General features: G+C 69.9%; 25 protein-coding genes and 2 pseudogenes. 11 read left to right on the top strand and 16 right to left on the bottom strand.

The genetic code is table 11. The annotated features are described in order from the left end of the window. Nucleotides 1-146: 146 nt before the first annotated feature. The 4 genes from ACZ6K0_RS10865 (at nucleotide 147) to ACZ6K0_RS10850 (ending at nucleotide 2,876) form a co-directional block, all read left to right on the top strand. Nucleotides 147-830: a DUF998 domain-containing protein gene (locus ACZ6K0_RS10865; RefSeq protein ID WP_469231525.1), complete on the top strand. Its 684-nt coding sequence runs from the start codon at nucleotides 147-149 to the stop codon at nucleotides 828-830. 288 nt (nucleotides 831-1,118) lie between these two features. Further along, on the top strand, nucleotides 1,119-1,715 hold the full coding sequence (locus ACZ6K0_RS10860; RefSeq protein ID WP_376409297.1) for a dihydrofolate reductase family protein: 597 nt from the start codon (nucleotides 1,119-1,121) through the stop codon (nucleotides 1,713-1,715). A gap of 552 nt (nucleotides 1,716-2,267) precedes the next feature. After that, nucleotides 2,268-2,438 carry a hypothetical protein gene (locus tag ACZ6K0_RS10855; protein ID WP_376409416.1) on the top strand — a complete coding sequence of 57 codons (171 nt, stop codon included), beginning with the start codon at nucleotides 2,268-2,270 and terminating at the stop codon, nucleotides 2,436-2,438. Nucleotides 2,439-2,477: 39 nt separating this feature from the next. After that, entirely contained in the window at nucleotides 2,478-2,876 is a 399-nt protein-coding gene (locus ACZ6K0_RS10850; RefSeq protein ID WP_469231523.1) for a hypothetical protein, read from the top strand. 99 nt (nucleotides 2,877-2,975) lie between these two features. Here ACZ6K0_RS10850 and ACZ6K0_RS10845 read toward each other — a convergent pair whose 3' ends face one another. The 5 genes from ACZ6K0_RS10845 to kdpB all read right to left on the bottom strand — a co-directional run bounded on the left by ACZ6K0_RS10845 (nucleotide 2,976) and on the right by kdpB (nucleotide 7,774). After that, entirely contained in the window at nucleotides 2,976-3,515 is a 540-nt protein-coding gene (locus ACZ6K0_RS10845; protein ID WP_376409303.1) for a hypothetical protein, read from the bottom strand. Between the two features lie 54 nt (nucleotides 3,516-3,569). Then, entirely contained in the window at nucleotides 3,570-4,349 is a 780-nt protein-coding gene (locus tag ACZ6K0_RS10840; RefSeq protein ID WP_469231521.1) for a GNAT family N-acetyltransferase, read from the bottom strand. 60 nt (nucleotides 4,350-4,409) lie between these two features. Further along, nucleotides 4,410-4,487, bottom strand: a complete 78-nt coding sequence (locus ACZ6K0_RS10835; RefSeq protein ID WP_374119830.1) for a 50S ribosomal protein bL37 — start codon at nucleotides 4,485-4,487, stop codon at nucleotides 4,410-4,412. A 41-nt stretch (nucleotides 4,488-4,528) separates the two neighbouring features. Next, nucleotides 4,529-5,338: an SDR family NAD(P)-dependent oxidoreductase gene (locus ACZ6K0_RS10830; protein WP_469231519.1), complete on the bottom strand. Its 810-nt coding sequence runs from the start codon at nucleotides 5,336-5,338 to the stop codon at nucleotides 4,529-4,531. Nucleotides 5,339-5,599: 261 nt separating this feature from the next. Continuing rightward, entirely contained in the window at nucleotides 5,600-7,774 is a 2,175-nt protein-coding gene (kdpB, locus tag ACZ6K0_RS10825) for a potassium-transporting ATPase subunit KdpB (RefSeq protein WP_469575718.1), read from the bottom strand. Nucleotides 7,775-8,287: 513 nt separating this feature from the next. On the opposite strand from kdpB, the gene kdpF reads away from it, so the two are divergent. The 3 genes and pseudogenes from kdpF to ACZ6K0_RS10810 all read left to right on the top strand — a co-directional run. Continuing rightward, entirely contained in the window at nucleotides 8,288-8,731 is a 444-nt protein-coding gene (gene kdpF, locus ACZ6K0_RS10820) for a K(+)-transporting ATPase subunit F (protein ID WP_469231516.1), read from the top strand. A 98-nt stretch (nucleotides 8,732-8,829) separates the two neighbouring features. After that, nucleotides 8,830-11,241 carry an ATP-binding protein gene (locus tag ACZ6K0_RS10815; RefSeq protein ID WP_469231514.1) on the top strand — a complete coding sequence of 804 codons (2,412 nt, stop codon included), beginning with the start codon at nucleotides 8,830-8,832 and terminating at the stop codon, nucleotides 11,239-11,241. A 16-nt stretch (nucleotides 11,242-11,257) separates the two neighbouring features. Next, nucleotides 11,258-11,453, top strand: a pseudogene (locus tag ACZ6K0_RS10810) (IS5/IS1182 family transposase); the annotation flags it as partial. Here the strand turns inward: ACZ6K0_RS10810 and ACZ6K0_RS10805 are convergent. From ACZ6K0_RS10805 to ACZ6K0_RS10785, 5 genes are all read right to left on the bottom strand, one after another. Continuing rightward, on the bottom strand, nucleotides 11,431-11,883 hold the full coding sequence (locus ACZ6K0_RS10805) for a hypothetical protein (RefSeq protein ID WP_469232228.1): 453 nt from the start codon (nucleotides 11,881-11,883) through the stop codon (nucleotides 11,431-11,433). The pseudogene ACZ6K0_RS10810 and the gene ACZ6K0_RS10805 overlap by 23 nt on opposite strands. 437 nt (nucleotides 11,884-12,320) lie before the next feature. Continuing rightward, on the bottom strand, nucleotides 12,321-13,106 hold the full coding sequence (locus ACZ6K0_RS10800; RefSeq protein WP_376409323.1) for an ABC transporter permease: 786 nt from the start codon (nucleotides 13,104-13,106) through the stop codon (nucleotides 12,321-12,323). After that, nucleotides 13,103-14,059, bottom strand: a complete 957-nt coding sequence (locus tag ACZ6K0_RS10795; protein ID WP_469231513.1) for an ATP-binding cassette domain-containing protein — start codon at nucleotides 14,057-14,059, stop codon at nucleotides 13,103-13,105. Before ACZ6K0_RS10795 ends, ACZ6K0_RS10800 begins: the two co-directional genes overlap by 4 nt. A gap of 41 nt (nucleotides 14,060-14,100) precedes the next feature. Next, entirely contained in the window at nucleotides 14,101-14,766 is a 666-nt protein-coding gene (locus tag ACZ6K0_RS10790; RefSeq protein WP_469575714.1) for a DUF4097 family beta strand repeat-containing protein, read from the bottom strand. A gap of 410 nt (nucleotides 14,767-15,176) precedes the next feature. Further along, complete coding sequence (locus tag ACZ6K0_RS10785; RefSeq protein ID WP_376409332.1) at nucleotides 15,177-15,464, bottom strand: hypothetical protein; 288 nt, start codon at nucleotides 15,462-15,464, stop codon at nucleotides 15,177-15,179. Nucleotides 15,465-15,518: 54 nt separating this feature from the next. Between ACZ6K0_RS10785 and ACZ6K0_RS10780 the strand changes: the two genes are divergently transcribed. Continuing rightward, nucleotides 15,519-16,241, top strand: coding sequence for a MerR family transcriptional regulator (locus ACZ6K0_RS10780; protein ID WP_376409335.1), 723 nt, complete (start codon nucleotides 15,519-15,521; stop codon nucleotides 16,239-16,241). 101 nt (nucleotides 16,242-16,342) lie between these two features. Here the strand turns inward: ACZ6K0_RS10780 and ACZ6K0_RS10775 are convergent, their stop codons facing one another. Then, nucleotides 16,343-16,876, bottom strand: a complete 534-nt coding sequence (locus ACZ6K0_RS10775) for a GNAT family N-acetyltransferase (protein WP_469236285.1) — start codon at nucleotides 16,874-16,876, stop codon at nucleotides 16,343-16,345. A gap of 95 nt (nucleotides 16,877-16,971) precedes the next feature. Further along, entirely contained in the window at nucleotides 16,972-17,358 is a 387-nt protein-coding gene (locus tag ACZ6K0_RS10770; RefSeq protein ID WP_376409341.1) for a nuclear transport factor 2 family protein, read from the bottom strand. 342 nt (nucleotides 17,359-17,700) lie between these two features. Between ACZ6K0_RS10770 and ACZ6K0_RS10765 the strand changes: the two genes are divergently transcribed. Together ACZ6K0_RS10765 and ACZ6K0_RS10760 are read left to right on the top strand one after the other, a co-directional pair. Beyond that, on the top strand, nucleotides 17,701-18,036 hold the full coding sequence (locus ACZ6K0_RS10765; protein ID WP_376409344.1) for an ArsR/SmtB family transcription factor: 336 nt from the start codon (nucleotides 17,701-17,703) through the stop codon (nucleotides 18,034-18,036). Beyond that, nucleotides 18,036-18,755, top strand: a complete 720-nt coding sequence (locus tag ACZ6K0_RS10760; protein WP_469236284.1) for a cation efflux transmembrane domain-containing protein — start codon at nucleotides 18,036-18,038, stop codon at nucleotides 18,753-18,755. Before ACZ6K0_RS10765 ends, ACZ6K0_RS10760 begins: the two co-directional genes overlap by 1 nt. Before the next feature lie 21 nt (nucleotides 18,756-18,776). Here ACZ6K0_RS10760 and ACZ6K0_RS10755 read toward each other — a convergent pair. The 3 genes and pseudogenes from ACZ6K0_RS10755 to ACZ6K0_RS10745 form a co-directional block, all read right to left on the bottom strand. Next, nucleotides 18,777-18,925 (bottom strand): annotated as a pseudogene (locus ACZ6K0_RS10755) (YnfA family protein); the annotation flags it as partial. Nucleotides 18,926-18,995: 70 nt separating this feature from the next. Then, the gene (locus tag ACZ6K0_RS10750; RefSeq protein WP_469236283.1) at nucleotides 18,996-19,307 is read right to left on the bottom strand and encodes a hypothetical protein; all 312 of its coding nucleotides are present in this window, start codon (nucleotides 19,305-19,307) and stop codon (nucleotides 18,996-18,998) included. Nucleotides 19,308-19,328: 21 nt separating this feature from the next. After that, nucleotides 19,329-19,535, bottom strand: a complete 207-nt coding sequence (locus tag ACZ6K0_RS10745; protein WP_469236286.1) for a MerR family transcriptional regulator — start codon at nucleotides 19,533-19,535, stop codon at nucleotides 19,329-19,331. A gap of 1,008 nt (nucleotides 19,536-20,543) precedes the next feature. Between ACZ6K0_RS10745 and ACZ6K0_RS10740 the strand changes: the two genes are divergently transcribed. Continuing rightward, nucleotides 20,544-21,203 carry a pentapeptide repeat-containing protein gene (locus ACZ6K0_RS10740; RefSeq protein ID WP_469236282.1) on the top strand — a complete coding sequence of 220 codons (660 nt, stop codon included), beginning with the start codon at nucleotides 20,544-20,546 and terminating at the stop codon, nucleotides 21,201-21,203. A 378-nt stretch (nucleotides 21,204-21,581) separates the two neighbouring features. Here the strand turns inward: ACZ6K0_RS10740 and ACZ6K0_RS10735 are convergent, their stop codons facing one another. Next, the gene (locus ACZ6K0_RS10735; RefSeq protein ID WP_469236281.1) at nucleotides 21,582-22,001 is read right to left on the bottom strand and encodes a LysR family transcriptional regulator; all 420 of its coding nucleotides are present in this window, start codon (nucleotides 21,999-22,001) and stop codon (nucleotides 21,582-21,584) included. Nucleotides 22,002-22,076 lie beyond the last annotated feature (75 nt).

Here is a 22,076-nt window from a genome sequence, read left to right as displayed (position 1 = left end):
GACGAGGAACCAGCATCGTCATGTGATCTGGAATCGCTTCGGCTAGGCCGATGAGTCAGGTCAGCCCTCACGGTCATACAGGCAACGAGGTTCCAGTGCCGCGATCCCGACCCCGGGGTGGGCGCGGCAAGCGAGGAAGGTATGCCATGACCCAGACGATCAGCACCTCCGCCGTCCCCAACGCGGCCGCATCCGCGGCCGTCATCCGGCCGGCGGGGCGGGTTCTGCTGGCCTGTGCGTCCGTATCAGGCCCGCTGTTCCTGGGCGTGGGGCTCATCCAGGGCCTCACTCGTGAGGGATTCGACTTCACTCGCAACGCCATCAGCCAGCTCAGCCTCGGCGACTTGGGCTGGATCCAGATGACCAGCTTCTTCGTCGCCGGCGCCCTCATGATCGCCGGCGCGGTCGGGCTGCGGCGCACGCTGGTCGACGGCCCCGGCCACCGCGCGGCGCCCTGGCTGGTCGGTGTGTTCGGCGCTTCGTTCCTGGTCAACGGGGTGTTCGCCGCCGATCCGGGGGCAGGTTTCCCCGCCGGCACCCCGGATGCCGTGACCCCCACGCTGAGCGTTCACGGCGCGGTCCACATGTTCGCCGGCATGGTCGGCTACCTCGCCCTGTGTGCCGGGTTCCTCGTGCTGGCCCGCCACTTCGCCGACCGGCGACAGCGTGGCTGGGCGATCGCCTGCCGCATCGTCCCCGTGGGCGTCCTCGCCGGATTCGCCGGGTCCGCGGCCTCCGTCCTGTCCTTCACCGTGGGTGCGGCGCTCGGCCTCGCCGCACTCACCGCGGTGACCGTCCGGCTGGCCCGCCGCCAGCCGGAGGCTAAGTAGTCCACACCGGCCACCACTGAGCGTTCACGCTCAGGTCATTGCAATGGCTCGACGGCGTACCTTGCGTTTAGCGACAGATCCATTGCAATGATGTCTCTCAACTGACCTGCATAGATACGGAGACTGGGTCTTCAATCGGTTGCTGGACAGCTGAACGCAACATAGCTTTTCTTTTGTCGCGAACGACGGGGATTCCAGCGGCAGGAGCCCGACATGAGCCTCCAGGCCGTCGACACCGCCGCTACCCATCCCATCTGAACTCAACAGATCAGGAAGAGAGAGATCCGCATGCGCATTGCAATTGGTGAATTCATCAGCTTGGACGGCGTAGTTCAGGCCCCCGGGCACCCGGACGAGGACACCGACGGCGGTTTCGCCCAGGGCGGCTGGACCCACCCGTTCTTCGACCCGGAGGTGATGGGCGGTGCCCTGTCTGAATGGCAGGCCACCACCGACGCCCTGCTGTTCGGCCGCCGCACCTGGCAGACCATGGCCGCGGCGTGGCCCGGCCGGGCCGGCGACCCTTTCGCCGACCACATGAACAGCGTCACCAAGTACGTCGTGTCCAGCACCCTCGGCGAGGACGAGCTGACGTGGAACAACACCACGCGCATCCCCGGCGACCAGGCACTGGACCAGATCAAGAAGCTGCGTGAGTCCGAAGGTCGCGACCTGGTGGTCATGGGGAGCGCGTCCCTCACCCGCACCCTGCTGGCCGAGGGACTGGTCGACGAGCTCCGGCTCATGATCATGCCGGTGCTTCTCGGCGGCGGTAAGACGATCTACCCGGCCGACGGTCACCTCCGCACGTTCGAACTGGTCTCCACGGTCGTCAGCGGCACCGGAGTGCACGTGTGTACCTACCGGCCGAAGGCGGGGGCGTAGTCGGCAGGCGTACGAGCCGATGCCGACGGGTCAGCCGACGCACGGGGCGGTGACACTGCCGTTGAGGGTGAAGCGGTAGGCGCAACGCGTACTCGGTCTTGGGGTTGTCGCTACAGCGGTCCCGGATCCCGAGGCCATCGGGATCCGGGACCCTCTCGATCACCCGGCAGAACGCGTCGGACGCTGTGCAGGGGATCCGCCGCCGCACCGTCGACGCGCGGGGGTCGTCGAGTCCGGTAACTCCCCGTTGAGGCAGGTGCCCTTGTCGAAGGGCTGGGTTGCCTCGTTGGGCGGGAGGGCGGAGGCCGTGGGCTCGGGTCGGCCGTGTCGGTGGGGGCGGAGGGGGAGGAGAGGCGTGCCAGAGGCCTTGCTGCCCCCGCGTCCCCATCGACGCTGCCAGGGTGCCGCCCATGGGGCGCTGGGCCCTCGGCGTCAGAGATGTGTCAGGCGCACACGGACTCTATGGCCTACCTCTGCCCTCGGGCGTATGCAGGGAGCACAGAGTCCGCATGTGTGTACGCCGAGGGGTGATGGAGCGATGAGCGGCATGGTCTGCGGCGGCTGATGTTCCCGTCGGTCGTCCGGTACTGCGTCGCCCATGCCGCCTGCCCGGTCCTCGCCGTACCGCCCTCGCCCCTGCTGGGCGACCTCGTCTCCGCGCACCGCCGGCTCAGCCGGTGGCTGCGGTTCGACGCCCGTCAGCTGGCGGAGGGCACGCCCTGACCGAGCCCCACCGGTCCTTCCACCCGCTGTCCGTGAGGAGTGCGTTACGGGTCCGGGGAGCCCGCGCGACACCGACGGCAGAGCTTCCATATCGAGGACCGGGCGGACATCGAGACGGCCGTCTTGCTCCTGGTCGTCGGCCTGATCGTCTCCCAACTTGCCGCGCGCGCCCGGACGATGAAGCGGGTCGCGGTCACGGACGCCACGCATCTGGAGCGGCTGCACGGCACGACCCGCCTGGCCCGCTCCAGCACGTCCTCCTCCGACGACGTCGTCCAACGAGTGCGGCACGAACTCATCGACGTGCTGGAGCTGAGGGCGTGCCGTTTCGAGTACGGCACGCTCATCGGGCGTCCGCCGCGGCTCGACCCGGACGGGACGGTGAAGGTGGACTGCTGGATCTGGGACTTGGAGCGGCAGGGCTGGCCGGAGGGCTAGACCGAACTGCGCGCCATCGTCCACGGGCGGTACCAGGGCCGCTTCCTTCTGACTCCCGAACCCGGCTCCGTACCGCCGCCGCTCTGGACGACGACAGGGTCAGTGCAGGCCCGAGATCGTGAAGACCGAGTGGGTCGTGTCCCTGTCGACACGGCGGGCGAGCCGGTCGAGGTCCCGGACGCCTTCCCGGAAGGTGCCGTTCTCGTAGGAGGTCCGTGCGTCTGCCTCCAGCAGGAGCCAGAGGGCTGGGTTGGCGAGGAGGACGCGCAGTTCGATCTGGGCCCGGCCGCCGTCGGCGTCGGTGAGCACGAGACGCTGTTCGATTCCGTCCGGCCAGCGGACGGCCGCGAGCCGGTCGGTGCACGTGGTCCTCCGGCTCCACAGGCTCTGAACGGTCAGCCGGCCCGGTGACGCGACGACCCTGGCGGGCAGCAGGATCACGAACAGCACGACGGCCAGGGCGATCCACATCAGGGCGCTCGACAGAGTCAGTCCGTCGTCCCCGGCGTCCACGCTCAGCGACAGGGTCAGCAGGAGGCCCGCGCAGCCGACGGCGGCCCGGGCCTCGCCGGCCCACTCGCTGTCGTGGACGGTGCGGTCACCGGGCTGCTCTGGCTGCGGGACGAATCTTGGCTCCATGGAACGGACGCTAGAACCCGGACCGGCCCCTGCCGGTCTGTCTTGACGGGGTACCTATGCCGCCTCGGCCAACCTTGACGCGCGGCTGACGGGTCCGGCGACGTGGTGGACGTACTCGTGGGTCAGGCGGAAGCCTGCGGTCCAGGCGAGGAGTCGGCTCGGGCGGTTGTCGCGGGAGCAGCACCAGCTTGCGCGGTGGCCGCGTGTCGCGATGTCGCCGGTCAGTCCGGCGACGCAGGCCAGGGCGAGGTGCTGACGGCGTTCGTCGGGCGCGGTGGCGCAGGCGACGTCTTCGTAGCGGCTGCCGAGGAAGCGCGTGCAGGCGATGGCGATCACGCGGCCCCGGCGGAAGGCGGCCCAGGCGACGCCGGACCCGGCCAGGGCGGCGGGGCTGTCCCAGGTGCCGTGGATCCAGGCCATGGAGGGGTCGAGCGCCGAGAGCGCCGGGGCGTCCCCGGAGGTGAGGCGGCGCACGGTCACGCCACGGGGCACGCGGGGTGCGACGGGCTCGGCCCGGTGGACGTAGAGCATCCGCTCCCACGGAACGAGCTGCTCGAAGGCGGCGCCGAGGGTGGGCAGGAAGCGGTCGGCCGTCTCGATGTAGTGCCCGGAGAGCGGGGCCAGCTCCGCCGGGGTGACGGCGGTGGGGTCGCCGGCCAGAAGCACGTGATCGCCGCACGAGACCGCCACCACACGCGGACGGTCGGCCCGGTCGGTCCACCACTGTCCATGGCCGGTGGCGAGGACGTGCTCGGCGAGAGCCGCGGTGCCCGGCGCACCGGACGGGAACGCGCGGGCGGAGGCGGGTGGTTGGTGGGACGGGTGCGGGATCACGGAACCTCCGGGTACGGAAAGGGGAACGGGGGCGGCCCGCACGCGAGCCGCCCCCGTGGGTCAGCGCTGTCCGGCCTTGCGGCCGTGGTTCGCCTTCTTCTTGCGGCGGTCCCGCCGCTTCCTCGCGCGCTTCGACATGAGGTGTTGTCCTTTCAGATCGGTCGGGCCGGTCAGGCCGGTCAGGCGTTCTGGCCGACGAGGAGGTCGGCGAGCTTGGTGAGGCGCTTGACCGTGCGCTCCTCCGAGGCAGCGGGTGCGGGGGCGACGCGGTGGTCGCGGTCGTAGTAGGCGCCGTTGACGATCTCGACGGCCGGGTCGCAGAGCCGTACGACGTGGGCGGCGCCCTCGGCCGGCGCGAGCCCCTCGTGGGCGTACAGGGGGAGGAGGCTGGTGGTGCAGATGCCGGGGTGGACGGAGACCGCGGTGACCCGCGGGTCGGCCGCGAAGACCGTCAAGGCGAGCTGCGACTGGGCGTAGGCGGGGAGGCGGGAGTAGCGGCGGACTCGGTTGGGGTCGTTCCACTGGATGGAGCCGGTGCGGTGCAGGGAGGACGAGACGTTGACGACCCGGCCGCCGGGGTCGCTGGTGAGTGCCGGCTCCAGGAGGTGCGTGAGCAGGTAGTGAGCGAGGAAGTTGACCTGGAACGCGATCTCGTTGCCGTCGGCCGTGACGGTGTGCCGCTCCGGCGCCGCCATGCCCGCGTTGTTGACGAGGACGTCGAGGCGCGGGTGCTCGGCGAGGACCCGGGCCGCGAGGTGCTCGACCTCCTCCAGGTGCGTGAAGTCGGCTCCGAACGCACACAGTCGGTTCGCGTCGACCCCGGACAGGGTGACGAGCCGGTCGGTGGCGGCGAGCGCCTCCTCGGCCGTGCGGCCGTGGACGAGCACCGTGGCTCCGCGCTCGGCGAGGAGCCGCGCGGTCTGGTGGCCGATGCCGGAGGTGGCACCGGTCACCAGGACAGTGCGGGAGGAAAGGTCGGATACGGACATGACTGGTCAGTCCCTCAGGGATGAAAGGTGTGTACGGGTACGAGGAAGGGGCGCCGGACAAGGGATGTCACGACGCCCCCGGTGATGCGGAGGTACGTCAGCGGCGGGCGGACGTCTCCGGGCAGCGGGGCTCGCGACGGGGCGCCTGATGAGGCGGCCGGTCGGTCAGGAGCCACGCGCTGTTCATGCCTCCCATCGAACCCGCACCGGACGCCTCGGACAAGGTGGACGACGGTTCCCTGACGCCCTCCTGATGAGGATTCACCCGAGGCCGGGGACGGTGGAGACGAGGAGGTCGATGACCTTGATGCCGAGGAAGGGCAGCACGAGTCCACCGAGGCCGTACACCAGGAGATTACGGCGCAGCAGGTCGTGCGCCGAGGCGGGCCGGTAGCGGACGCCGCGCAGCGCGAGGGGGATCAGGGCCACGATGATCAGGGCGTTGAAGATGATGGCCGAGGTGATCGCCGAGGTCGGGCTGTGCAGGCCCATGATGTTCAGCGCTTCGAGTCCCGGGTACGCCCCCGTGAACATGGCCGGGATGATCGCGAAGTACTTCGCGACGTCGTTGGTGATCGAGAAGGTCGTCAAGGCACCTCGGGTGATGAGGAGTTGCTTGCCGATCTCGACGATCTCGATGAGCTTGGTCGGGTTGGAGTCGAGGTCGACCATGTTGCCGGCCTCCTTCGCGGCCGACGTACCCGTGTTCATGGCCACGCCGACGTCCGCCTGGGCCAGTGCTGGCGCGTCGTTCGTCCCGTCGCCGGTCATCGCGACGAGCTTGCCGCCCTCCTGCTCCTTCTTGATGAGGGCGAGCTTGTCCTCGGGGGTGGCCTCGGCGAGGAAGTCGTCGACGCCGGCTTCGTGGGCGATGGCGCGCGCGGTGAGCGGGTTGTCGCCGGTGATCATCACCGTACGGATGCCCATCCGGCGCAGTTCGGCGAACCGTTCCTTGATGCCGTCCTTCACCACGTCCTTGAGGTGGACGATCCCGAGGACCCGTGGGCCGTCCCAGTCGTTGACGGCCACCAGGAGCGGGGTGCCGCCGGCGCCCGAGATGTGGTTGCTCCAGGCGCGTGCCTCGCCCGGCACCTTCCCGCCGTACATCTCGACCCAGGCGATGACCTGCGCCGTCGCGCCCTTGCGGATGTGGCAGGCGGCGCCGTTGTCCCAGCGCAGGTCGATGCCGCTCATCCGCGTCTGTGCGCTGAACTCCACGAACCGGGCGTTCGCCAACTCGCCCTCGGCCGGCGCCCGCAGCCCGTACCGCTCCTTCGCGAGCACCACCACGGACCGGCCTTCGGGCGTCTCGTCGGCGAGCGAGGCCAGCTGGGCGGCGTTCGCGAGCTGCGCCTCGTCGATCCCCGGCAGCGGGACGAAGTCGGCGGCCTCTCGGTTGCCGAGGGTGATGGTGCCGGTCTTGTCGAGGAGGAGGGTGTTGATGTCGCCGGCGGCCTCGACCGCCCGGCCGGACATGGCGAGCACGTTGCGCTGCACGAGCCGGTCCATGCCCGCGATGCCGATCGCCGAGAGCAGCGCGCCGATCGTCGTCGGGATCAGGGTCACGAGCAGGGCGACGAGCACGGTGGTGGAGGGGACGGCGCCGGCGTACGAGGCCATGGGCTGGATCGCGACGACCACCAGGACGAAGACGACGGTGAGGGCGGCGAGGAGGATGTTGAGCGCGATCTCGTTGGGCGTCTTCTGCCGGGAGGCGCCCTCGACCAGGGCGATCATCCGGTCCATGAAGGAGTGGCCGGGGCGGGAGGTGACGCGTACGACGATCCGGTCCGACAGGACCGTCGTACCGCCCGTCACTCCCGTCCGGTCGCCGCCGGACTCACGGATGACGGGGGCGGACTCGCCGGTGACGGCGGACTCGTCGACCGCCGCGACGCCGTCGACGACGTCGCCGTCGGCCGGGATCAGCTCGCCCGCCTCGACGAGCACGAAGTCGAAGAGCCGCAGGTCGGTGGCGGCGACGGCCTCCGTCTCCGCCCGGTCGATGTCCGTCCCGTACCGCCAGTGCTTCAGCCGCAGCGCCACCGTGTCCGTACGCGCCCTGCGCAGCGACTCCGCCTGGGCCTTGCCCCGCCCCTCCGCCACGGCCTCGGCGAGGTTGGCGAAGATCACCGTCAGCCACAGCCAGACGCTGATCACCCAGGTGAAGACGGATGGGTCGAAGAGCGCCGACAGCGTCGTGAGGACGGAACCGACGCCGACGACGAAGAGCACGGGATTGCGCACCAGGGCCCGTGGATGCAGCTTGCGCACGGCCTCCGGGAAGCACTTCACCAGCTGGACAGGGTCGAGCAGGCCACTGCTCTGTGCGGAGTGCCGCCGCTTCGGCCCGGGGTTCGGGTTGCGGGGTGGAGCAGACGGCGGAGCCGACATGGGCGGAGCGGAGGGCGCCTGCTGGGGCGCGCGGGAATGCATCGCGGAAGACCTTCTGATGAAGCCCGGCCCGCCCGATCGGCGCCGGCCGGGGAGAGCACGGCAGGGCCGCCCTCGTCCGCGCCCGTGGATGCGCGGAGGTTTCCAGGCACCCACAGGACGGCTGCGGACGGACAGCGACGCTCGGGGAGCGGAGGCGCGGCAGCCGGATGGGTGTGTGCTGCCGCGCCCCCGCGGTCCGGGACGATCAGGCCACTGACGTCCGCGGCCGGTGAGCGACCGAGAAGAAAGCTAGGACCACCAGGAGGCGGAAGCCGCATCGGAACGCCCGAATTGACGGCTCCCTGACGGCTGTTGGCCGTCCTCGTCAAGGCCGCGTCAAATCGGACCGAAGGAGCATCAGGGCCACGTCAACGCCGTCCGCCGGTGGTCCGTCCCAGTCCGCGGCAACGAGGGGGTCGCGGACCGGACGGCCCGTCCGTCGGCCCTGCCGGCGACGCCCCCGGACGTGCGAGGAGTCGCCTTCGCGCGCTGCGGCGCCGCCGGTGGGTCACGTTGCCCGCGCGGCTGCGTCTGCTTCGTACGGCGATCCTGCTGCTCACGGCTGCCTGCACCGGGTTGATGATCACGGCCGGACTCGCCGCCTCCGACACCTGGGACGCCGTCACCGGCCATCACACCCCGCGCACCGTGAGCGCCGCCGGCCTCGACCTCGCCCTCAACGACATGGACGCCCACGACGCGCCTCGCCGAGTTCCGCTGAACGGGCGGCTCCGCGCAAGGGACGCGCCAAGACGGCGTCAGCATGGGGCGGCACCCCGCCAGAGACCCGTCAGGGTGCTCGTACTGACGCCGCGCAGCGGGTTTCCTCCCGACAGGGACAACCCGCCGACAGGGAGTGGTGAGCACATGAGTGTGGAGAAGATCGTCGGACTGATCGTCGCCGTCTGCATCGTCGGCTACCTGGTGGCCGCACTGATCCGCCCGGAGAAGTTCTGAACCTTCCCGCACCGTCGGAGCCCACTGCCCCTGATACCCGTCCGGGGCGGCTCAAGGTCTTCGTCGGTGCCGCCACCGGTGTCGGAAAGACTTACCGCATGCTGGACGAGGGCAGACGTAGAGCCACACGCGGCGCCGACGTCGTCGTCGGCATCGCCGAGTGCCACCGTCGCCCTCACACCGAGGCGATGCTCGCCGGCCTGGGGACCTTGGTGCCGTCCCGCGCCGTCCTTGACGGCCGCGTCCACCCCGAACTCGACCTCGACCTCGACCGGGCTCTGCGTCGCAGACCTGCCCTTCTCCTCGTCGACGACCTCGCCCGCGCCAACCCGCCGGGCCACCGCAACGCCCACCGCTGGCAGGACGTCGAGGAACTGCTCGCCGCCGGCATCGACGTCGTCACCACGGTCAACGTCCAGCACCTGGAGTCGCTCAGCGACGTCGTCGAGAAGATCACCGGGGTGCCGCAGGACGAGACCGTGCCCGACGCGGTCGTCCGCCGTGCCGACCAGATCGAGCTCGTGGACATGGACCCGCAGGAGCTGCGGCGCCGGATGGCCCACGGCAACATCCACCCGCCCGAAGACGTCGATGCGGCCCTCGCCAGCTACTTCCGTACGGGCAACCTCATCGCGCTGCGTGAACTGGCCCTCCTGTGGGTGGCCGACCGCGTCGACGAGGCCCTGCGGAAGTACCGCTCCGAGCGCGGCATCGGCGGGGTGTGGGACATACGCGAGCGGATCGTCGTCGCTCTCACCGGCGGACCCGAGGGCGACACGTTGATCCGACGCGCGAGCCGCATCGCCGCCCGGACGGCACAGGGCCGGCTGCTCGCCGTGCACGTCGTCCGCAGCGACGGCCTCGCGGCGGGCACCTCGTCCGCGGCCCTCGCCCGCCAGCGGCAGCTCGCCGAGAGCCTCGGCGGCACCTTCCACACCGTCGTCGGGGACGACATCCCCACGGCCTTGGTCGAGTTCGCCCGGGCCGAGAACGCCACGCAGCTGGTCCTGGGCACCAGCCGACGCGGCCGCCTCGAACGCTTCCTGACCGGCCGGGGGATCGGCGAGACCACCGTCGAACTCTCCGGCGACATCGACGTCCACACGGTCACCCACGAGCGCGCGGGGCACGGCCGGCTGCTGCCCTCCCGCCGTCGCACGCTGCCGGTCTCGCGCCGTATCGCAGGGCCGCTCGCCGGGCTCGTCCTGCCGGCCCTGCTCACCCTGCTCCTGGACCACACGCGGGGCGTGTTCAACCTGACCAGCGAGGCGCTCCTGTTCCTCGCCACCGTGGTCGGCGTGGCCTGCCTCGGCGGGGTCGTCTCGGCGCTTGTCGCGGCCGTCACCGCGTCACTGCTGCTCAACTACTGGTTCATCCCACCTGTGGGCGCCTTCACCTTCGCCGACGCGGACAACATGCTCGCCCTCGCGGTGTTCGTCCTCGTCGCCGCCCTCATGGCCGGTGCCGTCGACCGCTCCCTCCGCCTGTCCCGACGCGCGGCCCGGGCCACCGCCGAGGCAGAGACCCTCTCCTCGCTCGCCGGGTCGGTGGTACGCGGTGACCACACGGTGGCCGCTCTGCTCGCCCGTACCCGGGAGATCTTCGGCGCGGAGTCCGTCGAACTCGTGCCGGCCGCGCAGCTCCCCGCAGCCCATGAGGGCGAAGCCGCCGTCAGCCAGGTCGCCGTCGGTGACGGCCACTTCCTCGTCCTGCGCGGCCGGACCCTGCCGTCATCGGACCGCCGCGTCCTCGCCGCCTTCGCCGCCCACGTCACCGCGGCCGCCGAACACGCCCGGCTCGCCGAGGCCGCCGCCGAAGTGGAGCCCGTCCGGGCCGCCGACCGGATGCGCATGGCCCTTCTCGCCGCCGTCAGCCACGACCTGCGCACGCCCCTCGCCGCCGGCTGGGCCGCCGTCGCCTCCTTGCGCAGCACCGACGTGGAGTTCACCCCGGACGAGCGTGACGAACTCCTCGCCACCGCCGACGAGTCCATGGCCCGGCTGGCCCGGCTCATCGAGAACCTCCTCGACATGAGCCGCCTCCAGGCAGGCGCCCTGAACCTCTCACTCCGCCCCACGGCTCTGGAAGAAGTCCTGCCCGCCGCTCTCGACACCCTGCCTTCCGGCGCACCCCGACCCGTCCTGCACGGCTTCGAGCAGGCTCCGCCGGTCTTCGCCGATCCACCCCTGCTCGAACGCGTGATCGCCAACCTGGTGGGCAACGCCAGCCGCTACGCACCACCCGCCCACCCCGTCCTCCTCACCGTGAGTTCCCTCGCCGGTCGAGTGGAACTGAGGGTCGTCGACCGCGGCCCCGGACTCCCCCCGAGCGACCGGGAGCGAGTCTTCGAACCCTTCCAGCGCCTGGGCGACACGGACAACACCACGGGCGTCGGCCTCGGCCTGGCCCTCGCCCGCGGCCTCACCGAGGCGATGTCCGGCACGCTGACCCCGGAGGACACCCCGGGCGGCGGCCTGACCATGGTTGTCTCGCTGCCCTGCGCGGTCTGAGACGGCAGACGGTCGGGGAGTGGGTGATCGATACCGGGTCATCCTGGATGAGCTGGGCGCGCAGGGAGACCTGGACTGGTCGTGTTTCGTCATCGACTCGGTGAGCGTCCGGGCTCTCAAAGGGGGCTGGGCTGCTGACCGGACCGGATCCGACCGATCGTGGCAAGGACGGATCGAAGATCCACCTCGTCACCGACCGATCCGGCCTTCCGCGAGCGATGATCGGACTGCGCGCACCGCGAAGGGCGGCAGAAGCGGGTTGTCGGAGGGGGCCATCCAGTCGAATCGACTGCGGACGCTGCGCAGGCGGGCAGCAGCACTTTCGGCCTCGGCGGTGCCCATCCTCGCGCGGTGCTGGAGGGTGCCGTCGACGATGGCACCCAGCGGCGCGTCGGGGAACTTCTGCCAGCGCTTCGGACGCCGGCCGTTCATGCGCTCCTCGACAGCGTCGGCGCGTACTTCGTCGGGTGAGCCCAGGAGTGCCGTCAGCGCGGTCTGTGCGTGACGCCGGTTGGCACTGTGGGGGAACCGCTTGTTTCGACGGATGTTCTTGCGTGAGCTCTTGTCGTTCTCGCCGTAGTTGTTCCGATGATCTCTGACGTAGCTCAGCCGCTTCTTCTCCTGGGGTGTCTTGTGCTTCACAGTCCTGTGTCTCCTCCGGCTCCCAGGAGCGCCAGAGTAGCCATGTGCGGGCGTGTCGGCCACGCCGTTTCTGGGCGCCGGACGGCAGCTGGAAGATGCTCCACGATCGTCCGGGCCCGCGCCGACGACGACTTCGCCGCCACCGTGTCGGCGACCATGCGCGCCTCGTACGATGGCGCGCTCACCCGCAGCCGCAGCGTCTCCGCCCTCGCTGCGCCGGCGTTCGCCGCGGCGATGATGGGCCGCCACGTGCCTGCGGATGGCCGACGGGGCCCCGCCGTCCGTTCCGGACCTGGCGGCCGGCGCGACCACCTGATGCCGCTGGACCGCCGGGGGGACGAGGACGCGGACGGGGCGGCGTACGCCGACGTGGTGTCGGGGGTACGCCGCCCTCGGGTGGGACGCGTTGCGGGTGATGGCCCGCGTGTTCACGGCTCCTACTCGGGGTCGCGGTTGAACACCGCCTTGGACCAGAAGTAGCCGAGGGTGGCGAGGCCGAGGCACCAGGCCACGGCGAGCCAGCCGTTGTAGCCGATCTCGGTGCCCAGGAGCAGGCCGCGGAGGGTTTCGATGGCCGGGGTGAAGGGCTGGTACTGGGCGATGGGCTGGAACCAGCCGGGCATCTGGTCGACGGGGACGAACGTGCTGGAGATCAGCGGGAGGAAGATCAGCGGCATCGCGTTGTTGCTGGCCGCCTCTGCGTTCGGGCTGATCAGGCCCATGCCGACGGCGATCCAGGTGAGGGCGGTGGCGAAGAGGACGAGGAGTCCGAAGGCGGCCAGCCACTCCAGGACGGTGGCGTCGGTGGAGCGGAATCCGATCGCGACGCCGACCGCGCCGACGAGGACGACGCTGACGACGGATTGGATCACGCTGCCGATGACGTGGCCGGTGATGACGGAGCCGCGGTGGATCGCCATGGTGCGGAAGCGGGCGATGATGCCCTCGGACATGTCGGTGGAGACGGAGACCGCCGTGCCGATCGTGGTCGAGCCGATCGTCATCAGCAGCAGGCCGGGGACCAGGTAGGCGATGTAGTCGGAGCGGTCGCCGCCGCCGATGCCCGCGCTCATCGTGTCGCCGAAGATGTAGACGAACAGGAGCAGCAGCATGATCGGCGTGAGCAGGAGGTTCAGGGTGAGGGAGGGATAGCGCCGGGCGTGGAGGAGGTTGCGGCGCAGCATCGTGGACGTGTCGCGGGCGGCGAGGGACAGGGCGCTCATCGGACGGACTCCTCGGACTGCGTGGGGACGGTGGCGGTGGCGGTGAGGGCGAAGAAGACGTCGTCGAGGTCGGGGGTGTGGACGGTGAGTTCGTCGGCCTCGATGCCGGCCGTGTCCAACCGGTCGAGGATGGTGCGCAGTTCGCGCTGGCTGCCGTCGCTGGCGATCTGCAGCGACAGGGCTTCGTCGTCCCGCCCGGCGTCGTGGAGCGTGGTGGCGGCGCTGCGGTAGGCGTCGGGGTCCGTGAAGCGGAGTCGTACGTGTCCGCCGGGGATGAGGCGCTTGAGTTCGTCGACGGTGCCTTCGGCGGCGATCTTGCCGTTGTTCAGTACCGCGATGCGGTCGGCGAGCTGGTCGGCCTCCTCCAGGTACTGGGTGGTGAGGAAGATCGTGACCCCGCCGGTGACGAGTTCGCGGATGATCTGCCACATGTTGTGGCGGGAGCGCGGGTCGAGACCGGTGGTCGGCTCGTCGAGGAAGATGATCCGGGGGCTGCCGACCAGGGTCATGGCAATGTCCAGGCGGCGCTTCATGCCGCCGGAGTACGTGGACGCCGGCTTCGCCGCGGCCTCTGTCAGATCGAATCGCTCCAGGAGTTCGGCCGTGACCCGCCGCCCCTCCTGCTTGGACAGGTGGTTCAGGTCCGCCATGAGGAGCATGTTCTCCTCGCCCGTGATCAGGCCGTCGACGGCGGAGAACTGACCCGTCACACCGATCCCGGCGCGGACCGCCTGCGGGCTGGTGTCGAGGTCGTGACCGGCCACTCGGGCCTGCCCGCCGTCGGCGGTGATGAGCGTGGACAGGATCTTCACGGCGGTCGTCTTGCCCGCGCCGTTCGGACCGAGCAGGGCGAAGATCGTGCCTTCGGGGACGGTCAGGTCGATGCCGTCGAGGACGGTCTTGTCGCCGTAGGACTTGCGCAGCCCGTTCGCTGCGATGGCCGGGGTGGTCATGTGAGGTGCTCCTTCAGGGGCTGCGCGTCGGGCGGGGTGGGTTACAGGCTGCGAGCGGTGATGTCGCCGTACGCGGCGGTGGCCTGGATGCTCAGGCCGGGAGTGCCGTCGTTCGTCAGGGAGTTGCTGATGCGGCCGTATGCGGTGCCTGCATCCAGGGAGGCGGAGACGCCGGCGGCGGCGCCGACCGAGATGTCGCCCTTCTGGGTGCTCAGGGTGACCGTGCCGCTCACCACTTCGGCGATGCGGATGTCGCCCCGCGCGGTGCTGATCTCCGCGGAGCCGCCCAGCCGGCCGACCTCGACGTCGCCGTCGGTCGCGGTGAGGCGGAGGCTCGCGGCCTCGTCGATCTTGATCTGGCGGTACGCGCCCTCGAAGGTCACGTCGCCGAGCCGTCCGACGGCGTGGAGTTCGGCGGCGGCGGCCTCGGCCTCGACGCGGGAGCCGGCGGGCAGCTGGACCGTCACCTCGATGGATCCGGTGTTGCCGAGGATCCCGTTCCTCGTCTTCGGGACCTCGATCCGCAGGACACCGTCGGTGTAGGTGACTTCGGTCTGCTCGGCCGTCTTCACGTCGCGGCTCTTGGAGGGGTCGGCGGGCAGGATCTCGACGGTGGTGTCGGCGCGGTCGGAGGCGATGAAGTGGATGCGTCCGGCGGGGACGGAGAGGAGGGTGACGATCGCGGCGGCGGTGTCGAACTTCTGCATGGTGCTTCTCCTTCGTCTGTAGCGGGCGCTTCTTCGCCTCGCTGTTTCCGATGAAGGAAAAGCTACGTTGCGTTCGATGATCCAGCAAGATCTTGGTTGCGAAAAATGGCTATCCTTGCAGGTCAGTTGCGAGATTTCATTGCAACGGTTCTGAATCTAACGCAACGCCCTCCCCGTGTTGCGTTGCAATGGAATGAAGGCGAACGCTATGACGGCGCCACGGAGGGCGAAGAAGACCGCGATGCCGAGAGGCGGACTCGCCCAGCCCGAACGTCAGCAGATCGCATGGGGGTTGGCCGACGGCCTCGCGTACGCGGAGATCGCCAGGCGGTCCTCGCTGATGAGGATGGCCGACGGCTCCCCGCCGTACTTCCCGTGCCTGGCGACCGCCTGGCACCGGTGCACCGAGGTCAGTCCCGGTGCTCGTCGGCCGAATCCTTCAGCAGCCGCTCCAGCTCGCTCCCGGCCTCGTCGTACCCGGCATCGGAGATCCGCTGCAGCTCCCGCAGATCCCGGGCGGCTACCGCCCGTCGGGTGAGCAGGAACCCCGCGTGCATGGCCCCCTCGTCCAGCAGTTCGCTCAGCTCCTCAAGATCGCCGGCCTTGTCGGCCAGGTCGGCCAGCCGATCCAGGGCGGTCTCGTTGCCCTCGTCGGCCAGCTCGCGCAGGGTCTCGCGATCGATGTTCGTGTTCTCCATGACGCCATGGTGCGACCTTGCCCCTGGGGAAAGGTCAAGTGGGACGATGGCCGGGTGATCACCATCGGGCAGCTGGCCGGCTACGTCGGAGTGTCGATCAAGACCATCCGCGTCTACCACGACAAGGGACTGCTTCCCGAGCCCGACCGTGACGCGTCCGGCTACCGGCGATACGGCGCGAGTGACGTCATCGACCTCATCAAGATCCGGACGCTCGCCGAGGCGGGGGTCCCCTTGACCCGCATCCGAGACCTGAGGTCAGCGACGGAGGAAGAGCTCCAACAGGCACTGAGGGAGATCGACGACGAACTCACTGCTCGCATCCGGGGCCTGCGTGTGACCCAGGGGCGCCTGCGCAGGCTCTCCGCCGGCCGGCTGGCACCGGTGCCGGCCGAGGTCGCCGCCCACCTGGAGCACCTGGCCGACTGGGGATTCACCCCGCGCTGGGTGGAACTGCAGCGTGACCTGTGGATCCTCGTCTTCGCCACGTACCCGGACCACGCGATCACCCTGTTCCACGACCAGGCCGCGTCCCTGGCCGATCCGGCGCTGCGGCAGCTCTTCCTCGACTACGACCACGCGCACGATCTGGACCCCGGCGATCCCCGCATCGACGACCTCGCCCGACGCATCGTCGAAGCGACCCGGAAGCGCTACGGCTCCGAGGAACCGCCCCACCTGGACGAGGACTCCGACATCCCCGCCCTCGTCCAGCGCACGATCAACGCATCGTCCCCGGCGTGGCGGCGACTCGACGCACTGATCCGCGGACTGTGACGAACGACAGCTCCAGGTGGGCGCTCGGGCTCTGGTTGTCCCCACGCAGACATCGATCCAGCGATCGTCTTCCCCCGGGAGCTCGGCATTCTGATGACCGGCTACGTTGAGGACTGGATCCCGGACGGCCCCATCACCCTCGATTCCTGAGATCGCTGCAGGTTCTGCCGTTCCGTGGCGGAAGTCTGGTTCGAGGTGGCGATCTCGTAGCGCAGCAGATCGGCGTTCGCGTCGATCTGGACGAAGCCGGCCTTCGCGAGCACGCGGCCCGAGGCGGGGTTGCCGACGCGGTGTTCGGCGGTGACCAACGGGACCGTGGTGCCGGCCAGCAGGAGCCGCACCGCGGCGGTGGCATAGCCGTGGCCCCAGGTGTTCTCGCGCAGGATGTAGGCGAGGTGGCCGATGCTGCCGGTGGTGCGGAGTCGGACCACACCGATCAGGTCGCCGTCCAGATCGATGCCGAGCACGTGCAGGGTGCGCGGGCTTGCGTAGTTGCTGGCCATGGATTCGCACACGTAGTCGTGGGCCTGGGCGCTGGTCATCTGGCCGAACCACATGTCGGCGACCGCGCGGCCGGTGTAGATGCGACGGACGGCGTGGGCGTCCTGTTCTGTCAGGTCGCGCAGTTCCAGCATGCTGGTCCCTCGCTGTGCGGCGGCCGTCCCACGCGGCGCGGAGAGCGGAACTGGGTGCCCGCTGCTCGCCGCGCGGGACGGCCGGGGACGGGCTGCTAGCCGAGGATGAGACGGAAGATGTCGTTGTAGACGAAGAAGCCGCCAGGCTGGCCGGGGATCGGCGCCAGGGTGAACGTCCGGGTGAAGTTCATCGGCTTGTCGAACTGGTTGTCGATGACGAGGGTGCCGGTGACGAGGACCGCGACGCCGTTGTTCAACCCGGGCTGCGCGTCGATCGAGGTGATCTGGGTTTTGACGACCTTCAGCTCGGGCTTCTTCAGCTGCTGGACAATGCTCTCCGCCCCCTGGATCTGGAAGCCCTCCCAGCTGAGCATCGACTCCGGCCGGTAGAGACTGGCGAGGCTGTCCCGCGCGTCGTAGTTGTCGAAGGTCCGGAAGTAGTGGCCCACGAAGGCTTGGGCGATTGCATTGAAGTCTGCCATGGTCGGAACGTAGCAGTCTGGCTACTCTCTGTTTTCATGGGTGGAGTGAATCCGGCCAAACTCGCGCAAGTGTCCGTTCGGAGGCCCTTCCTTCCGGCCTGTGCGTCTTCCGCTGTCTCAGGCCGATGGCACGTGGTCGAGTCTCACGGGTGCGGCATTTCCGCACGGCCGGCTAGCAGCGGTCATGGGCGCTGGCGCCGCGGCGCTCATGTCTCGCCAGTGCAGCTCACTCTCCGCGCGAACCGACTCGCCTGCCCGAGTCCGGTGGCTTCCCGGTGGGAAGTGACGAGTCGTCAATGATTCAGGATGTCATGGATTCACGATTAGATGTACTGTCCTCCTGTGCTGACTGTTGCCTCCGACATCGACGTGCTGGCCCGCTTCGGCCGAGCGCTTGCCGACCCGATCCGCTGCCGCATCCTGCTCGCCCTGCGCCAGGCGCCGGCCTACCCCTCCGACCTCGCCGACACCCTCGACATCTCCCGGACCCGGCTGTCCAACCATCTGGCCTGCCTGCGCGACTGCGGCCTCGTGGTCACCGTGCCCGACGGCCGCCGCACGCGCTACGAGCTCGCCGACGAACGCCTCGGCCACGCCCTTGACCACCTGCTCGCCGCCGTGGTCGCGGTCGAGACCGACAAGACCTGCCCGGACGCCGCCACGAAGGACTGCTGCTGATGTCCGCGATATCCCTCGGGCCGTCTCCGGCCCGACGCGACGCGCTCGCCCGCCGCATACGGCTCCTGGTCGCCGCGACCATCACCTACAACGCCATCGAGGCGATCGTCGCGATCACCGCGGGCACGATCGCCTCCTCGACGGCACTGATGGGGTTCGGGCTGGACTCCGTGATCGAGGTGTCCTCCGCCGCCGCAGTCGCCTGGCAGTTCTCCGCCCGCGACCACGCCGTGCGTGACGCCCGGGAGAAGACCACCCTGCGGATCATCGCCGTGTCCTTCTTCGCCCTCGCCGCCTACGTCACCTTCGACGCCGTCCGAGCCTTGGTCGGCACCGGCGAGGCCGACCGCTCGATCCCTGGCATCGTCATCGCCGCCCTGTCCCTGGCGATCATGCCGTTCCTCTCCGCCGCACAGCGCCGCGCCGGCCGCGAACTCGGCTCCGCCTCCGCCGTCGCCGACTCCAAGCAGACCTTGTTGTGCACGTACCTCTCCGCCGTCCTCCTCGTGGGCCTGGTCCTCAACGCCACCCTCGGCTGGTCCTGGGCCGACCCGATCGCCGCCCTGGTCATTGCCGCCATCGCGGTCAAGGAAGGCCGCGACGCCTGGCAGGGCAAGGGCTGCTGCGCACCGCCGGCCCACGCGCCGGCCACTGCCGGAGCCGCCGCGGCCGAGTCGGACGCGTGCGACTGTGAGCCGGGCTGCATCTGCTGCCCGTGAACCTGAGCCCGCACGGCGGGTTCAGTGGCCGCGCGGGGCGCACATGATCACGGCCATGCCAGCGAGGCGGATCAGGGCGCCGATGACGTCGTAGCGGTCGGGGCGGTAGCCGTCGGCGACCACGCCCCAGCGATCGACGAGATCCCGCCGTACGCGGCGAGGATCCGGCCGAGGGCGATGGAGCGCGCGACGAGCGCGGCAGGAACTCTCCGGAGCAGGGGAAGGGGGAAGAGGGGGCGGTCAGGCGGCGGAGGCGAACAGGCCGGCGAGCAGAGCGGCGCCGTCGGCCGGCGCGCGGACTTCCAGGTACAGGTGGGGGCCGTTGAGATGGAGCCGGAAGTCGAAGAAGGGGCAGCACCGCTGCTCGGCCGCCGCCAGTTCCGCCACCCGCGCCGTCCGGTCGACGGGCAGGGTCAGCCGCAGGCCGTCGGGCACCGCGTTCAGGTGCTTCAGGGCCGTGCGCAGGGAGGCGGCGAACGCGGCCAGCTCGGCGGCCCGGGACTCGGCCTCGGCCAGACGGGCGGCGATCCGCGGCCGCAGGTCCGCCTTCACGTCCCGGCAAGCACCGGCCTCCTACACTCCGAGCAGCTCACCGATCTCCTCGAACGGCAGCCCGAGGTGCTTGGCCGCGCCGATGAACGCCAGCCGCTCGACCGCGTCCTCGCCGTACACCCGGTAGCCGCCCGGGGTCCGGCCCGCCGGCAGTATTCCCGTGCCCTCGTAAAAACGCAGGGTGGTCGCCGGCACGCCAGAGCGCTCGGCGAGCTGGGAAATCCGCATCGTGCTCACACCACCGACGGTAGACCTTCGACCCAGGTCGAAGGTCAAGCACCGATCGGCCCCGCCGAACAGGGACGGCACGCGCGACCTGTGATTCTCCCCGCCAGATCCACGTTGTCCGGACGTGTACCCGGCGCTCGTCGGCCATCCGCTGCGGTTGCTGGGAGACGGCCTGGAAGTCGGGGATGCCGCGGTCGCCGATGCGGGCCGCGTGGGTGCGGGCGAACTGGCGGCCCGGGGTGGGGAAGAGCCTCAGCTGCCCGGGAGCTCGGGTTCGGCTCGGGAATGACGTTCTGGCGCCGCCTGGCTGAGTGGACCCGCGGGCCGACGTCTGGCCCCGGCTCCACGAGGCGCGCCACTGATCACCGACGCCACTGGCATCCCGCTACTCGAAGCCATTCCGCCCGTGCGCGACTGGGTACCAGGCGCTGGGTTGTTGAGCGTGCGTTCGCCCAACTGCACTGGTTCCGCAGCTTTCGGATCCGCTGGGAAGTACGTGACGACACCCATAAAGCCTCTCTCACCCTTGGACGCGCCCTCATCTGCTGGCGACGCCTGAAGTCATCGGACGAGGTGTTCTGGCCGCCGAGCTTGTCCAGGACGGCCCGAGCGCGCGATCTTCGTAGCGGGACAATCGGGCCTGAGGCGCAAAATGAATCTCAGGGAAGTCCGGGGCCGGCGGGCGTTCGACGCCCGGGCCACCACCCTGGTGAACCAACCGGCGTGTGGAGCAGGCGTGTTGACTCCGTGTGCGGGATGCAGGACGGCGCTGCCGTGTTTTCGAGGGCGGCAGGGGTCAGCACGCCACAGCAGTGATTCATCCTGTATGTGATGTTTGGGCGTTTATAGAGTCCGTGAGCGCGCGGTCCTGTACCGCGATTCCTGTCTGCGACGCGATTAGGCGGAACCCGCGGGCCCGGGTCAGCATGAAGACCCCCCCCCGCACCCCAGGCGGCCCCCGACCGGGTCGCAGCAGGCGTGACCTGTGTCTGCCCCGGAAGGACTCCGATGCGCGTACCCGCCCCCCGCGACCTGCCCGCCCTGCCCTACGCACATCGCCTCGAACCGTTCACCGGGGACCTGGAGCGGGAGGAGGTCTACGAGTGGCACCACATCGACGACCGCGCCTTCGACGACGTCGACGGCGGCATGACCCGCTTCAGCGAGTCGGCCCTGTCCTCGGTGACCTTCACGGGCGGCCGGTTCCGGCGCGCACGCTTCGACACCGTATGGATGCACAACATCCGCACCGTGGGCAGCGACCTCGCGGAGACCACCTGGCTGGACACCGAATGCCTCGCCAGCCTCCTGGCCGGCACCCAGCTCCACGGGACCCAGATGCGCCGCGCCGTCTTCCACCACTGCAAGTTCGACTCGGTCAACCTGCGCGCGGCTCAGCTGGCGAACGTCACCTTCGTCGACTGCCTGCTGCGCGACGTCGACTTCGCAGGCGCGACCCTGACCGGCGTCTCCTTCCCAGGAACGACGCTCGACGGAGTCGACCTCACCAAAGCCACCCTCACCCGAGTCGACCTGAGCGAAGCGACCGCACTGGGCATCACGTCCGGCGTGGCAGCCCTCAAGGGCGCCACCATCAGCGCTCCCCAGCTGCTCGACCTCGCCCCCGCCCTGGCCCAGCACATCGGCCTCACCGTCAAGGACGCCTGACCACACGGCCTCATGCCCCCGAGCCCGTGGTGCCGCTCATTCCGATAGCCGTTCCTAGCCTTGCCGTTCGCTACCCCCCAGCTCGCGCGCAAAACCTGCACGTCCCACAACGGCATCCCCGCCTCATAGTTGTGGGTCGCGCCGGCGTGCCGCAGGAGATGTGGAAAGAGCTCGCTAACCGGGCCCCGAAGATACTCGTGCGAGGCCTTCTTCAACGCGCGCCGGAACGTGCCGGGCACCATCGGCGGGGCGAGCAGTCCGTCCATGCCTGCCAGCGATTTCGCCAGCCGCTCGGAGGTCCTCGTCGCAGACAGGCGTCGGCTGGCACTTGCCATACTGTGCTGCTGCCTTGTCAAGTCCATTACGCCTGACCGCTGTTCACGGATGGCACGCGGTGAATCGCGGATTCCCATCCGCCACGGAAGAGCCTACGAGGAACTGACGGCGGAGGAGGGCCATGACAAGTGGGACAGGACCCGAGTCATGTCGTGCATCTGCGCACCCATGACCCCCAGCGTCAGCGTGCCGGCCGAGCTCTGGGCGATGGTGGTCACCCGCTGCGATGGCTTCCTGGATGCCCTCGTATGTCGGCTTCAGCCACTGGAGCAGCACCACTCCGGTAGGGGTGATCCGCACGTGGCGGCTCGTTCGCTCGAAGAGTTGGGCGCCGATGACGCGTTCCTGCTTCTTGATCGCCTGGCTGACGACGGCCGGGGAGACCTGTAGGCGTTCGGCGCTGCGGCCGAAGTGGAGCTCCGCCGCGAGCGTCAGGAAGAGCTCTATGTCCCGCAGTTCCATCCTGCCCCCGGTTCCACACGGGTCCCCCGGATTCGTCAGCCACTGGGTTAACGACCATATTAAGATCGGCCGTTG

Source organism: Streptomyces sp. NPDC042346, from assembly GCF_055581845.1.
This window is presented reverse-complemented; position numbering and strand designations above follow the sequence as displayed.